Source organism: Acidobacteriota bacterium (assembly GCA_016716715.1).
In the GTDB taxonomy this organism is placed as follows: Bacteria; Acidobacteriota; Thermoanaerobaculia; order UBA5066; family UBA5066; genus Fen-183.
In genome coordinates, this window is record JADJVE010000010.1 from 59,303 (window position 1) to 73,607 (window position 14,305).

General features: G+C 71.7%; 12 protein-coding genes. 9 read left to right on the top strand and 3 right to left on the bottom strand.

Annotated elements, in window-relative coordinates; genetic code table 11:
* Positions 1-84: 84 nt before the first annotated feature.
* Both IPL89_15730 and gltB read right to left on the bottom strand, forming a co-directional pair.
* A complete protein-coding gene (locus IPL89_15730) occupies positions 85-435 on the bottom strand; it encodes a DUF1499 domain-containing protein (protein MBK9064622.1) in 351 nt (116 codons plus the stop codon).
* 82 nt (positions 436-517) lie between these two features.
* On the bottom strand, positions 518-5,017 hold the full coding sequence (gltB, locus tag IPL89_15735) for a glutamate synthase large subunit (protein MBK9064623.1): 4,500 nt from the start codon (positions 5,015-5,017) through the stop codon (positions 518-520).
* 637 nt (positions 5,018-5,654) lie between these two features.
* Here gltB and IPL89_15740 point away from each other — a divergent pair.
* The 9 genes from IPL89_15740 to IPL89_15780 all read left to right on the top strand — a co-directional run bounded on the left by IPL89_15740 (position 5,655) and on the right by IPL89_15780 (position 13,468).
* A complete protein-coding gene (locus IPL89_15740) occupies positions 5,655-7,064 on the top strand; it encodes an amidase (GenBank protein ID MBK9064624.1) in 1,410 nt (469 codons plus the stop codon).
* Positions 7,061-8,509 carry a hypothetical protein gene (locus IPL89_15745; protein ID MBK9064625.1) on the top strand — a complete coding sequence of 483 codons (1,449 nt, stop codon included), beginning with the start codon at positions 7,061-7,063 and terminating at the stop codon, positions 8,507-8,509. Before IPL89_15740 ends, IPL89_15745 begins: the two co-directional genes overlap by 4 nt.
* A complete protein-coding gene (locus IPL89_15750; protein MBK9064626.1) occupies positions 8,506-9,042 on the top strand; it encodes a DUF4136 domain-containing protein in 537 nt (178 codons plus the stop codon). The genes IPL89_15745 and IPL89_15750 overlap by 4 nt, the downstream gene beginning before the upstream one ends.
* Positions 9,043-9,067: 25 nt before the next feature.
* The gene (locus IPL89_15755) at positions 9,068-9,607 is read left to right on the top strand and encodes a hypothetical protein (GenBank protein MBK9064627.1); all 540 of its coding nucleotides are present in this window, start codon (positions 9,068-9,070) and stop codon (positions 9,605-9,607) included.
* 1 nt (position 9,608) lies between these two features.
* The gene (locus IPL89_15760; GenBank protein ID MBK9064628.1) at positions 9,609-10,451 is read left to right on the top strand and encodes a peptidyl-prolyl cis-trans isomerase; all 843 of its coding nucleotides are present in this window, start codon (positions 9,609-9,611) and stop codon (positions 10,449-10,451) included.
* Positions 10,452-10,537: 86 nt separating this feature from the next.
* Positions 10,538-11,449, top strand: a complete 912-nt coding sequence (locus IPL89_15765) for a HupE/UreJ family protein (protein ID MBK9064629.1) — start codon at positions 10,538-10,540, stop codon at positions 11,447-11,449.
* Positions 11,446-12,051, top strand: coding sequence for a HupE/UreJ family protein (locus IPL89_15770; protein ID MBK9064630.1), 606 nt, complete (start codon positions 11,446-11,448; stop codon positions 12,049-12,051). Before IPL89_15765 ends, IPL89_15770 begins: the two co-directional genes overlap by 4 nt.
* Complete coding sequence (locus IPL89_15775) at positions 12,048-12,692, top strand: HupE/UreJ family protein (protein ID MBK9064631.1); 645 nt, start codon at positions 12,048-12,050, stop codon at positions 12,690-12,692. The genes IPL89_15770 and IPL89_15775 overlap by 4 nt, the downstream gene beginning before the upstream one ends.
* Positions 12,689-13,468 carry a DUF4239 domain-containing protein gene (locus IPL89_15780; protein ID MBK9064632.1) on the top strand — a complete coding sequence of 260 codons (780 nt, stop codon included), beginning with the start codon at positions 12,689-12,691 and terminating at the stop codon, positions 13,466-13,468. Before IPL89_15775 ends, IPL89_15780 begins: the two co-directional genes overlap by 4 nt.
* Before the next feature lie 27 nt (positions 13,469-13,495).
* Here the strand turns inward: IPL89_15780 and IPL89_15785 are convergent, their stop codons facing one another.
* A complete protein-coding gene (locus IPL89_15785; protein ID MBK9064633.1) occupies positions 13,496-14,242 on the bottom strand; it encodes a class I SAM-dependent methyltransferase in 747 nt (248 codons plus the stop codon).
* Between the last annotated feature and the right edge of the window lie 63 nt (positions 14,243-14,305).

The following is a 14,305-nucleotide window of genomic DNA, read 5'->3' on the forward strand; positions in this document are numbered from 1 at the left end:
AGGTTTCGGCGGAGCGCGCACTCCGCCGCCCACTCCCCTCTTACCCTTCTAAGAAATCCCCCGGGCGCGAAGCGCGCCGCGCCGTCAGCCTCCGAGCTTCGCCCGGATGGCCTCGACGCGCTTGCGGTTCACGCCGAGGTCCGAACGCCCGACGCGCGAGGCCGAGCGGACGTTCACGACCTTCGCGGCCTCGTCCACCTCGAGCTCCACGTCGTCCACGAAGCCGAACAGCGCGCTCTTGAAGGTCAGGCGGACGTACCCCGGCGCCTCCTCCGCGACCCTCGTCCGGGGGAAGGAGAGTGCCGCCGCCTTGACACGGGCGAGAGCGTCGGCCGCCGGGCCGGTGAACGGAAACGGCGCGATGCGGTGCGCCTCGTCCGTCGCCGTGGACAGGACGCAGTTCGGCGTGGCCGGGCAGGGCGATAGACGCGACATGGGCGGGGCTCCTGTGCAGGCAGAGGCGAAGACAGCTGCGAACGCGAGAGCTGCGGGGCGAAGTCGAGTGTTCACCCTGACTCTACGCCGGCCGGGCCAGGGACGGTTTCTCTTCTCCGCGTGCCGGCGCGGCCTGCGGGACCGGCTGCGCCAAAGGCGGCGCCGCCTTCGGCGTCACCCGGCGGAACGCCGAGCGGGCGGCTGGCCAGCCGGAGAGGATCGCCTGCGCGATCCCGCTGCCGGTCCGCTCGGCGTGCGCGACGAGGAGCGGCACGAGCGCCGCGTCGTCCGCGGGCGAGAGCGCGTCGACCGTGACGAGCTCCGTGTTGCAGCGCGTCGAAAAGAGCGCGTCCTCGTCGAGGACGTAGGCGAGGCCGTTCGTCATCCCGGCGCCGAAGTTCGCGCCCGTCCTTCCGAGGACGACGACCGTCCCGCCCGTCATGTACTCGCAGCCGTGCGCGCCGACGCCCTCGACGACGGCGACGGCGCCGGAGTTCCGCACGGCGAAGCGGTCGCCCGCCCGGCCCGCGGCGAAGAGGCGCCCCGCCGTCGCGCCGTAGAGCGCCGCATTGCCGAGAAGGGCCTGCTCCCGCGCCCGCGCGATGTACCCCGCGCGCGGGTACGGGCGGATCACGATCTCGGCGCCCGAGAGGCCCTTGCCGACGCCGTCGTTCGCCTCGCCCTCGAGCTCGAGCGTCAGGCCGCGGATCGCGAACGCCCCGAAGCTCTGCCCCGCCGGGCCGCGGAACTTGAGGCGCACGGCGCCGGGCGGCAGCGACCCGAACGTCCGGACGAGCTCGCCGGAGAGGTGCGTGCCGACCGAGAGGTTGTGATTGCGCACCTCGAACGTCCCGGAGTAGGCGCGGCCCGTGCCGAGGCTGACGGCGACGTGCGGCGCGAGCTCGCTGTCGAGGGACGGGAACTGCGGCCCCGTGCGCGGCCGGTCGTTGCGCAGCTGCATCCGGCGGCGAGGGGATGCCTCGTCGCCGGCCCTCTGGAGGAGCAGCGACAGGTCGAGGAGCCGCGACCGGGGCGACTCGGGGCGTTCGATGCGCGTCAGGAGGTCCGCGCGGCCCACGATCTCGTCGATCGTCCGCGCGCCGAGCGACGCGAGGAGCTCGCGCACGTCCTCCGCGAGGTGAAGGAAGTACGCCATGACCATCTCGGGCGTCCCGCGGTACTTCTTCCGGAGGTCCTCGCGCTGCGTCGCGACGCCCGTCGGGCACGTGTTGAGGTGGCACTGGCGCGCCATCGCGCAACCGGCCGCCACGAGCGGCGCCGTCCCGAAGCCGAAAGCCTCGGCGCCGAGGCAGGCGGCGATCACGACGTCCTTCGCCGTGCGCAGGCCGCCGTCCACGCGCACCTCGATCCGGCGCCTGAGGCCGTTCTCGACGAGCGCCTGCTGCGTTTCGGCGAGGCCGAGCTCCCACGGCGAGCCGGCGTGCTTGATGGAGGAGAGCGGCGAGGCTCCCGTGCCGCCCGAATGGCCCGCGATGAGGACGTAGTCGGCGAACGCCTTGGCGACGCCGGCCGCAACACGCCCGACGCCGGCCTCCGACACGAGCTTCACGCCGATTCGCGCCTTCGGGTTGACCTCCTTCAGGTCGTGGATGAGCTGCGCGAGGTCCTCGATCGAGTAGATGTCGTGGTGCGGCGGCGGCGAGATGAGGGCGATGCCCGGCACCGCGTGCCTCAGGCGCGCGATGAGGGGCGAGTTCTTGTGCGCGGGCAGCTGGCCGCCCTCGCCCGGCTTGGCGCCCTGCGCGACCTTGATCTCCAGCTCGTCGGCGCGGACCAGGTACTCCGCCGTCACGCCGAAGCGCGCCGAGGCCACCTGCTTGATCTTGTTGTCCCGCCGCTCGGCGCCCGAGCCCGTCCACGTGGCGGGGTCCTCGCCGCCCTCGCCGGAGTTCGAGCGCGCGCCGAGGCGGTTCATCGCGATCGCGAGCGTCTCGTGCGCCTCGGGCGAGAGCGCCCCGAGCGACATCGCCGAGACGATGAAGCGCTTTGCGATCTCGGAAGCGGACTCGACCTCCTCGACGCCGACGGGAGCCGCCGGGGCGAAGCCGACCAGATCCCGAGGGACGGACGGGGCGCGGGCGTCCGCCTTCGTCCGGAATTCCGCCCACGCCTCCTCCGAGCCCTTCGCGGCCTTCTGCAGCGAGACGACGACGGGCGGCGCCCACGCGTGCTCCTCGGCGTCCTTGCGGTACCGCACGCGGCCGTGGTCCGGCAGCGCGACGCCCTCGAACGCGGCCCGGTGCGCGGATAGAGCGTCCTCGGCGATCTCGGCGAAGCCGAGGCCGCCCAGCGGCGACGCCGTCCCTCGGAAGCACTTCTCCATGACCTCGGGACCGAGGCCGAGCGCGTCGTACACCTGCCCGCCGCAGTAGGACGACAGAGCCGAGATCCCCATCTTCGCGAGGACCTTCCTCAGGCCCTTCTCCGCCGACGCGCGAAATGCGGCCGCCGCGTCGCCTTCGATTCCGTCCTTCGCCGCGAGCGCGCGGACGGAGGCGAGCGCGAGCCACGGGTGCACCGCCTCGGCGCCGAAGCCGTGCAGGACCGCCAGGTGGTGGACGTCGCGCGCGTCGCCGGCCTCGACGACGAGGCCGACGCGGTAGCGGAGGCCGGCGCGCAGCAGGTGTTCGCGTACGGCGCCGAGCGCGAGGAGCGCCGGGATCGCCGCGCGCTCCCGGGTCATACCCTTGTCCGTGATGACGAGGATCTCCGCGCCCGCGCGCACGGCTTCCTCCGCACGCACCGCGAGCGCGTCGAGCGCGGCGACGAGGCCCTCGGCGCCGGAGGCCGCCTCCCACGTCGCGTCGAGGACGACCGGCCCGAACTCGGCGGCCGCGCGGATCGCTGCGGCGTCGTCCTCGAGGAGGACGGGGTGCTCGAGACTCAGGAAGTGCGCGTCGCCCGGCTCCTCGAGGAGGAGCGAGCCGCCCCTCCCGAGGTCCATGCGCAGCGACATGACCGCCGTCTCGCGCAGCGAGTCGATGGGCGGGTTCGTGACCTGGGCGAAGCGCTGGCGGAAGAACGCGTAGAGCGGCTGGGGCGACTTCGAGAGCGGCGGGATCGGCGCGTCGTCGCCCATCGAGAAGACGGGCTCCTGCCCGGCCGCCGAAGGCGCGAGGACGTAGCGCAGATCCTCCACGCCCCACCCGTGCGCCGCCTGCCGGAGGAGAAGCTCGGGTTCCGGCAGGGCCTCCCGGGGGCGCGGCGAAGGGGTCACGTGCCTCACGTGGCGCCCGGCCCACTCCCCCCACGGACGGCGCAGCGCGAGGCGCGACTTCACGTCCGCGTCGAGGAGGATCTCGCCGGTCGCCGTGTCGACCGCGATCGTCTCGCCGGGGCCGAGGCGGCCGCTCGCGACGACGTGCTCGTGGTCGAGATCCACGATTCCCGCCTCGGACGCGGCGGCGACGTGGCCGTCGTCCGCGATCTTCCAGCGCAGGGGCCTGAGGCCGGAGCGGTCGAGGTGCGCGCCCGCGACGATGCCGTCCGTGAACGCGACGGCCGCCGGGCCGTCCCACGGCTCGATAAGACCGGCGTGAAAGTCGTAGAACGCGCGGAGCGCCTCCGGCAGGTGCCCCTGCGGCGCGTCCGGGATCAGCATCGTGAGGGCGTGCAGCGGGTCGCGCCCCGAGCGCACGAGGAGCTCGAGCGCCTCGTCGAGGCTCGTCGAGTCGCTGCCCTCGTCCGTGAGAACCGGGAGCAAGCGCCGGAGGCGGTCGCCCCAGAGCGGCGAGGACAGCTCGGGCTCGCGCGCGCGCATCGCGTTGCGGTTGCCCCAGAGCGTGTTGATCTCGCCGTTGTGCGCGAGGAGGTGGAACGGCTGCGCGAGCGCCCAGCTCGGAAGCGTGTTCGTCGAGTAGCGCTGGTGGAAGACGGCGACGCTCGTCGCGTAGTCGGGATCCTCGAGGTCCGGGTAGAACGCCTTCAGCTCCGTCCCGGTGAGAAGCGCCTTGTAGACGAGCGTCCGGTGCGAGAGCGACACGACCCAGAAACCGTCGAGCCCCTCGGCCCGGGCGTGGCGCGCGGCGACGCGGCCCGCGAGGTACAGGCGGCGCTCCCACTCGTCCGCGTCGGCGAGAGGCGGCGGCGTCAGGAGCGCGTGCACGACGGACGGCCGCGACGTCCCGGCCCAGCCCCCGAGGCGGCCCGTCCGGACCGGCACGTCGCGCCAGCCCGCGAACGGCAGTCCCTCGTCCGCGAAGGTCTTCTCGACGAGAGCGGCCGCTTTCACCTCTCCGCCGCGAGGGAAGAAGAACGTCCCGACGCCGATCGGGGCGCCCTCGGCCAGGAAAATCCCGCGTCGCGCCGCGTCGCGCCGGAAGATCGGCTCGGGGATGCGCGTCAGAATTCCAGCGCCGTCGCCCGTCCGGTCGCTGCCCGTGGCGCCGCGGTGGGCCACACGGGAGAGGCCGCCGAGCGCGAGGCGCAGGACGCGGTGCGAGGACTGGCGCGGGTGCGCGACGAAGCCGACGCCGCAGGCGTCGTATTCGCGGTACGGGTTTCGACCGGCGTCGACCCCGTCCGTCCAGCGTCTCCGTCCTCCCTCGGCGCCCTCGGGCATCCCGGCTCCTTTCCTTCATTCTTAGTGCCCCTGAAACGAAAAAGCCCGCTCGGATGAGCGGGCTTGGGGGGTTCCGTTCGCCTTTCTCGGCTAATCCCCTCGCCCACTCGCCCGCGTGCGCTTGACGAGAACGAGGCCAATGGCCTCATTCCCGGTAAGGATCGACGCGATGAGGGCCAGGGCGATGGACGTCATGACGCGCGGAGTATGGGGAGCGGGACCCTCCGAATCAAGATAGATTCAGAAGAGAAGATTTTCTGCGAAGGAGGGGAAAAAGATGCCCGAACGTCCCCGTACGAGCTCGCGACGAGCGTTTGCGAAGACTCTCGCGGTGGCGGCCGCGGCCCCCGCCCTCCTCCCGGCCGCCGCCCTCGGCCAGACCGCGGCGCCTCCGCCCGCGGCGACGCCCTTGCCGACGCCCGTCCCGACCCCCGAAGCCCCGTCCTCCGTGGCCGAGGCGCTCACGGAGGTCGTCCGGATCCGCTGGGGCAAGCACCTGTCCGGCGAGCAGCTCGGGGACGTCGCAAAGGCCATCGACGGAAGGCTCAAAGGCGCCGAGGCGATGAAGAAGGTGAAGCTCACGAACGCGGACGAGCCCGACGTCGTGTTCGTCGCCGCACCTGGAAGGCGGCCGCTGATGGCGCCCCTCGCCGACGACGTCTTCTTCCTCTCCGTCGCCGACCTCTCGAAGCGCATCAAGGCAAAGCAGCTCTCGCCCGTCGCGCTGGCGGAGGGATACCTCGACCGGCTCGAGCGCATCGGGCCGAAGCTCGGAGCCGTCGTGACCGTCACGCGCGACCTCGCCCTGAAAGAAGCGAAGGCCGCCGAAGCCGAGATCGCGGCCGGGAAGTGGCGCGGGCCCTTGCACGGGATCCCGTACGGCGCCAAGGACCTCCTCGCGACCAAGGGCATCCCGACGACGTGGGGCGCGCAGCCCTTCCGCGACCAGGTCTTCGATTTCGACGCCACCGTCGTCACGAGACTCCGGGACGCCGGCGCCGTCCTCGTCGCCAAGCTGGCGATGGTCGAGCTCGCGGGCGGCTTCGGCTACAACAACGCCGACGCGTCGTTCACCGGTCCGGGCCGGACGCCCTGGAACACGCAGTTCTGGTCGGGCGGCTCTTCCTCGGGTCCGGGGGCCGCGACGGCGGCGGGCCTCGTCGCGTTCTCGATCGGCTCGGAGACGTCCGGCTCCATCGTCACGCCCGCGGCGTTCTCGGGCGTGACGGGGCTCAGGCCCACGTACGGACGCGTGAGCCGGCACGGGGCGATGGCGCTCTGCTGGACGCTCGACAAGCTCGGCCCGATGTGCCGGAGCGCCGAGGACTGCGGCCTCGTGCTGGCGGCGATCGCGGGCCGGGACCCGATGGACGCCACGTCCGTGAACCGCCCGTTCCGGCCCGCGGCACCGGCGCTGAAGGGAAAACGTCCGCGGATCGGCGTCATCAAGGGTTCGTTCGAGAAGACGCAGCCCGAGGTGCGGAAGAACTTCGAGGAGTCGCTCAAGGTTCTCGGAACGTTCTGCGACGTCGTCCCGGACGTCGAGTTCCCCGACTTCCCGTACGGCCCCGCCGTCGGCACGATCGTCTCGGCCGAGGGCGCGAGCGCCTTTCGCGATCTCGTCGAGAGCGGCCGCGCGAAGGAGCTGAAGGTCCCGAACGACCGGTGGGGCGGCTATGCGGCCTCGATGACGCTCGCCGTCGACTACATCCAGGCCATGCGCCTCCGGGCGCCGGTGAAGAAGGCGCTCGACGCGCTCTATGCGAAGTACGACGCGCTCGTCTCGCCGGCACGCGCGAGCGTCTCGTACCCGATCGGGCCCGACTTCGAAAAGGTCTACCCCGGCATCAGCGGCGGGCCGGGCGTCATCGGCGCCGGCAACCTCGCGGGCCAGCCTGCGCTCGTGGTGCCGAACGGCTTCGGCGAGAACGGCCTTCCGACGGCGTTCCAGTTCACGGGCCGCGCGTTCTCGGACGAGAGGCTCGTGTCTCTCGGCGCCGCCGTGCAGGAGCGAACCGAGTGGCATCGGAAGAGGCCGCCCGTTTGAGCGCCCGCACGCTCGGCGTCGCGTTCGGCATCGCCCTTTTCCTCGGCGCCTCTCCCCATTCCATGAGGGCGGAGGACGCCGTCGCGTACGTCCTCGACGCGACGGACATTGTCGCCTCGGGCCGGATCCGCGTCGAGATCGCGCTCCCCGTTCCCGTCCCGGCCCCGGCCGCACTCGTCGTGCCCCGCAACTACCCGGGCGGCTACGCCTTCGTGCTGTACGACGGCACCATCGAGAACGTGAGGGGCGTCTCGCCGGACGGGACTACGCTTGTCGTCGCGCGCGACCCGTACGGCCCACGCTGGTCCCTCGGGAAGGCCGGCCAGCGCGTCGCGCGCGTGGTTTACGAGATCGACGTTGCGCGGATGGAACGCGAGATCCACGACGCCGTCGCGACCTCGAAGGTCAGGCCGCGCTACGCGGGGTTCCTCGGCTACTCCATCTTCGGGTACGTCGACGGCGAGGAGCGGCGGCCCGCGTCTCTCGAGATCCGCGCGCCCGAGGGCTGGGCCGTCCTCACGACGCTCGCGCCCGCCGTGCCCGCGCTCGCCGGCAAGGCCTCCGGCCGGGCTCCCGACTACGACACGCTCGCGGATTCGCAGGTCCTCATGGGTCCGGACATGAAGCTCTCCCGCCTTTTGGGCGTGATCCCGCTCGTCTTCGCGGCCTACGTCGAGTGCGAGGCCGACCTCTCCCTCGAGAGCGCGCTCGCCCGGACGGCGCTGGATCGCGTCCAGGCGTACTTCGGCGACGCGCCGTTCCGCCAGTACACGGTCCAGCTCGAACTCCTTGAGCCCCTCGCGGGCCACGGCTACGGCTTCAGCCAGGAGCACGTCGACAGCGGAACGTTCAGCCTGTCCCCTGAGCGCGCGACGACGGCGAAGACGAGCGCGGACGAGCGCGACCAGACGCTCGTGAACTACGCGCACCACATGGCGCACAGCTGGATCCCGAAGCGCGCGTACGGCGCTGGCTACTCCCCGCACACGTGGGAGGCGCCGCCCGTCCTCGACACGATCTGGTTCAACGAGGGCTTCGGCCGGTACGCCGCGGTCCAGGCGCTCGCGGACGGGATGCCGCCCGCCGAGGGCGCCGCGTTCCGCACGCGAACGCTCGGGCGGCTGAGGGCGATCCTCGACGAGGCGCCGCCGTTCATCCGCCGGATGCCGCTCGTCGAACTCTCGAGATCCGCCTCGTTCCTCTACTCGGCCGACTTCCGGATCGGCAGGAGCACGTTCTCGCGGGGCGCGCTCATGGCCGCCGAGATGGACGACAAAATCCGCGCGGCATCGGGCGGGGCGAAGAGCCTCAAGGACGGTCTCCGTGCTCTCCTGCGGGCGCCGCACCCTTTCCGAACCGAAGACCTTCCCGTAATCTTCCAAAGCGCCACCGGCGTGGACGTCCGTGAGATCCTCGAACACTGGATGAAGGAGACGAAACGATGAAACGCACGCTCGCCCTGCTCGCCGTCGCGGTCCTCGCGGCCGCCGGCTGCTCGACCCTCTCGGTTTCGACGGACTACGACAAGACCGCCGACTTCTCGTCCTACAAGACGTTCACGTGGAAGGACACCGGCGAGCTCAAGGACTCGCTCTGGAGCAAGCGGATCGAGGGCGTGTTCTCGGACACGCTCGCGGCGAAAGGCCTGAAGAAGGTCGATTCCGGCGGCGATCTCTGGGTCGCGGCGCACCCGCGCCTCTCGAAGGAGACGCAGATCAACACGTACAACACCGGCTGGGGCTACGGCTACGGCTGGTACGGCTACGGCGGCATGGGGATGGCGACCACCACCGTGACCGAGATCCCCGTCGGCACGCTCATGATCGACCTCGTGGACGCGAAGAAGAAGGAGCTCGTCTGGCGCGGCGTCGCGAGCGACACGCTGAACACCGACCCGAACCGCACCGCCGAAGACCGCGAGAAGAAGCTGCGCGACGTCGCGGCGCAGATGTTCGCGAACTACCCGCCGAAGAAGTAAACCGCACATAAGGGAGAATCACGACATGAAGACGATCACCAGCTTCCTCCTCCTCGCCCTCGCGGGCTCCGCCTCCGCCGCCGAGACCTTCACCGCCAGCGCCGAATCGAAGAGCGCCGGCGGCAGCGTGCTCAAGGCGCCGGTCACGATCTCGTACACGAGCTTTTCGACGCCTGCCGAGCGCGACGCGATCGCCGCCGCGCTGAAGAGCGGAGGCCACGAAGCCGCGCGCAAGGTCCTCCTCGGCATGAAGGACATCGGCGTGATCGAGGCCCCCAAGAACACGGTCAAGGTGAAATACGCGTTCGCCCGCCCCATGGGCTCGGGCCGGCTCCTGACCGTCGTCGCCGCGGAGCCGCTGGCGGCGCTCAAGTCGGACTTCTCGGGGAAGCAGCCCAAGCCCGGCTACGACCTCACGCTCGCCGTCCTCATCCTCGACGCGGACGGCAAGGGGGATGGCGAGATCACCCCGGCGGCGAAGATCAAGCTCCGCGAGGACGGCGCGCTCACGACGGAGGACGCGTCTACCGAGACGATCTTCCTCAAGGGTGTCGCAAAGAAATAGCGTGAATCGCCTGCTGCGCGAGCCCCTCGCGCACTTCCTGGCGATCGGCGCCGCGCTGTTCCTGTTCTTCGCGTGGAAGGGCGGCGCCGGTGCCGCGTCCGGCCGCATCGTCGTGACGCGCGCGCGGCTCGAGTCCCTCGCCGCCGGCTTCGCGCGCACGTGGCAGCGGCCGCCGACCGCCGTGGAGCTGAAGGGCCTCGTCGACGGCTACGTCCGCGAGGAGATCGCCGTGAGGGAGGCCATGGCGACCGGCCTCGACCGCGACGACACGATCATCCGCCGGCGCCTGAAGCAGAAGGTCGACTTCCTGGCCGAAGACCGCATCGACGCTTCTCCCCCGAGCGAGGCCGAACTCTCCGCGTGGCTGGCCGCCCACCCCGACCTCTACCGCGCCGAGGAGCGCGTCGCGTTCCGGCAGGTCTGCCTGACGCCGGAGAAGCGCGGCGGACCCGCCGCCGCGGAAGCCGAGGCGAAGCGCCTCGCGACCGCTCTCGAGAAGAAGGGCCCCGGCGCCGAGGCCGAGGGCGACAGCCTGCTCCTTCCCCCCGACATGCCGCTCGCGCCGAAGGGCGAGATCGCGCGCGTCTTCGGGAGCGAGTTCGCGGACGCCGTCGTGAGGATCGAGCCGGGGCACTGGACAGCGCCCGTCCCGTCGGGCTTCGGAGTCCACGCCGTCCTCGTCCTCGAAAGGACCGCCGGACGCGCGCCCGCGCTCGCGGACGTGCGCACGGCCGTCGAGCGCGACTACACCGCCGACCGCAGGACGAAGGAACTCGAGGCCCTCTACGCGCGCCTTCTGGCGAAGACGAAGGTCGTGATCGAAACGGCGCCGGAGAAGAAGTGAGGGCGCGCGCCGGCCTCGTCCTCGCGGCCGTGCTCGCGGCGGCGCTGCCCGCCCACAGCCACGAGAACCGCCCCGGCTTCCTCGAGATGGAGGAGAAGTCGCCCGGCGTCTACGCGTTCCTCTGGAAGGCGCCCTACGGCGGCGAGACCGAGATCCACATCGCGCCGGTCCTGCCGCCGGGCTGCGCGCTCGCGACTTCCGGCGGCCAGCAGCTCACGACGAGCGCGATCCTCGTGCGCGGCACGCTGCGCTGCGAGGGCGGCGTCGCCGGCAAGACGATCGCGATCGACGGCCTCGCGTCCACGGCCACCGACGTCCTCGTGCGCGTGCGGCACGCGGACGGCCGCCTCGAGAGCCACCTCGTCGGCCCCGCGGCGCCGTCCGTCACGCTCGGGGGATCGACCACCGGCACGCAGCGCGCGCTTTCGTACCTGAAGCTGGGCGTCGAGCACATCCTCATGGGCGTCGACCACCTGCTCTTCGTCCTTGGCCTCCTCCTCATCGTCTCGGACCGCTGGATGCTCGTGAAGACGATCACGTCCTTCACGATCGCCCACAGCCTCACGCTCGCGGTGGCGACGCTCGGCTTCGCGTCGGCGCCCCTCCCGCCGCTGAACGCCGCCATCGCGCTCTCGATCCTCTTCCTCGGGCCCGAGATCGTGCGGACGTGGCGCGGCGAGACGAGCTTCACGATCCGCCACCCCTGGGTCGTCGCGTTCGCGTTCGGCCTCCTGCACGGGTTCGGATTCGCAAGCGGCCTGACGGCCATGGGCCTCCCGAAGGCGGAGATCCCGCTCGCCCTCCTTCTCTTCAACGTCGGCGTCGAGATCGGGCAGATGTTCTTCGTCGCCGTGATCCTCCTCCTCGAGCGCTCGTTCCGGACGCTCGCCATCCGCTGGCCGCGCTGGGCCGAGGCGCTGCCGGGGTACGCCGTCGGGTCGCTCGGCGCGTACTGGACGATCCAGCGCACCGTCATGCTCTTCGGAGGCGCGCGATGAGCGCCCGGCGCCGGCCGTCGCCGGAGGGCCTCCTCGCGCTCCTCGTCCTCGCTCTCGCGATGGCCCCCGCCCGCGCGCACATCCAGGCGGGCGAGGCGGCCGGATTCTTTTCCGGCTTCCGCCACCCCGTCTCGGGCCTCGACCACGTCCTCGCGATGGTCTCCGTCGGCCTCTGGGGCGCGCAGCTCGGCGCCCCCGCCGTCTGGCTCCTGCCCGTCGTCTTCCCGATGGTCATGGCGTTCGGCGGGTTCCTCGGCCTCGCGGGCGTGCCGCTCCCGGGCGTCGAGATCGCGATCGCGCTCTCTGCGGTCCTCCTCGGTCTCGCCGTCGCCCGCGAAGCCCGGCCGCCCCTCGCGGTCGCCGCGGCGCTCGTCGGCTTCTTCGCGATCTTCCACGGGCACGCGCACGGCACCGAGCTGCCGCCCGGGCAGAGCGGGATCCTCTACAGCATCGGGTTCGTCGTCGCGACCGGCCTGCTCCACCTCTCGGGCATCGCCGTCGGCCTCATCCACCGCTGGTCCTGGGGCCGCATCGCGCTGCGTGTTGCGGGAACTCTGGTGACGATCGCCGGATTCGGATTTCTCTGGAAGGCGATTCGATGAGGACGCGTGTACCGGGCGCGGGAGCGCTCGCGCTCCTCGCCGCTCTCTTGATCCCGGCACGCGCGGACGCCCACCTCGTGACGACGGGTCTCGGGCCCGTGTACGACGGGATCGGCCACCTGCTGCTGACGCCCGAGGACCTCGTCCCGATCCTCGCGCTCGCTCTCTACGCCGGGCTTCGGGGCGCGCGCGCGGGCCGCCTCGCGCTCTTCGTCCTGCCGGTCGCGTGGCTCGCCGGCGGCCTCCTCGGCCTGAGGCTCGGCGGCGCGGCCGCGGCCGCCGCACCGCTACCGGCGCTCTCGTTCATTCTCCTCGGCATCCTCGTCGCGGCCGATGCGAAGCTCCCCGACGGCGCGGTCGCGGCGCTCGCGGCCGGCCTCGGCCTCGCTCACGGGTTCCTGAACGGGCCCGCGCTCGCGGGCACCGGCCCCGGCGCCCTCGGTCTCATCGGCATCTCCGCCGTGGGGTTCGTGATGATCGCGCTCGCGTCGGCGCTCGTCGTGTCGCTGGAGGCCCCCGCGGCGCGCATTGCCGTGCGCGTGGCCGGGAGCTGGATCGCCGCGATCGGCCTTCTCCTTTTAGGCTGGGTGTTCCGCACGCGCGGCGCCCTCGCGCTCCTCCCCGGTATTCTCGTAGGATGAGCAACACCATGGGAGCGCTCCTCTTCTTCGGCGCCGCCTTCCTCCTGACCCTGGGCTGCCTCGAGGCGGGCATCCGGATCGGGCGCCGCGCCCTTTCCGGACCCGACGCGCACCGGCCCGCGGGCCTCGGCACGGTCGAGACCGTCGCGTTCGGCGTCCTCGGCCTCCTCCTCGCGTTCACGTTCTCGGGCGCCGCATCCCGGTTCGACGCCCGCCGGGCGCTCATCGTCGAGGAGGCGAACGACATCGGGACCGCGTGGCTTCGGCTCGACGTCCTGCCGCCCGCCTTCCAGCCCGCGCTGCGCGACGCGTTCCGGCGCTACACGGACTCGCGCATCCTCATGTACCGGAAGGTCGCCGACCTGGATCTCGACGGCGCCCGCGCCGAGTTCGCACGCTCGACCGCGATCCAGAACGAGATCTGGGCGGGGGCCGTGGCCGCGTGCCGCGAAGCCCCCTCGCAGGCCACGATCGTCCTCCTCCCCGCGCTCAACGCGATGATCGACATCACGACGACGCGCCTTGCCGCCACGGAGATGCACCCGCCGAAGATCGTATACGCGGTCCTCTTCGTCGTCTCGTTCGGGTGTGCGCTCCTCGCGGGCTACGAGATGGGCGCGAGCGAGGCTCGCAGCTGGCTGCACGTCCTCGCGTATGCCGTCGGCGTCGCTTTCATCATCTACGTGATCGCCGACTTCGAGTACCCGCGCATCGGCCTCATCCGGATCGAGTCGATCGACCACTACCTCGAAGACGTGCGGGCCGCGATGAAATGACGTGATTCCCGGGTTTCCGGCGCGCCGCTACCCGGAGCCCCGCCGGCCGACGAAGACCGCCGTGTACGGGCAGTCCCGGTACGCCTCCTCAACCGTCCCCTCGACCAGCGCGTAGTCGGACGCCGAACGCGGGGACGGAAACGGGGACGTGAAGTCGGGAGGCGGGCCCGACCCGACGAAGCGATGGTGGTAGAGCGTTAGCGACCACGGGAAGCGCGCCAGGAGCGCGGCCCACTCGGCGAGCGTGAAGTTCGAGCGGTGGTAGTGGATCCCGCGGTTCTCCTCGAGGACGCCTTCGGTCGTGATCGGCGGGACCGCGATGACGGCCACGCCATCCGTCGAGAGGGCACCGACGGCGGATTCCAGAAACGACTCGGGATGCTCGAGGTGCTCGAGCACGTTCGAGCTGAAGACGAGGTCGAACGACCGGGGCGGGAGCGAAAGGCGCTCGCAGTCCGCCCTCTCGAACGAGATCGCCGGGTGCGAAAACCGGCGGCGCGCGAACCGCACGCTGAACGGGTCGAGGTCGATCGCGAGCACCGATTTCGCGCCCGCTTCCGCGAACACCGCCGCACCGTAGCCGGTGCCACAGCCCGCATCGAGGACGCGGGCGCCCGCGGCAAACGGCGAGGCGAGCCTGTAGAGCGACTCGTGGGCCAGGAAGAGGTCGTTGCGGACTCCCGGCCAGACCGATTCGTTGAAAGGCCTGAGGCCCGAAGCGACTTTGCGCAGTCCGTTGCGAACGCGCGCCTGCCAGTAGCGAAAGCCCGACACGAAATGCCTGCCTCACGATAGCGAGTTCCGCCGGGAGAAGAAAGCACCGCCGCTCGGCCCCGC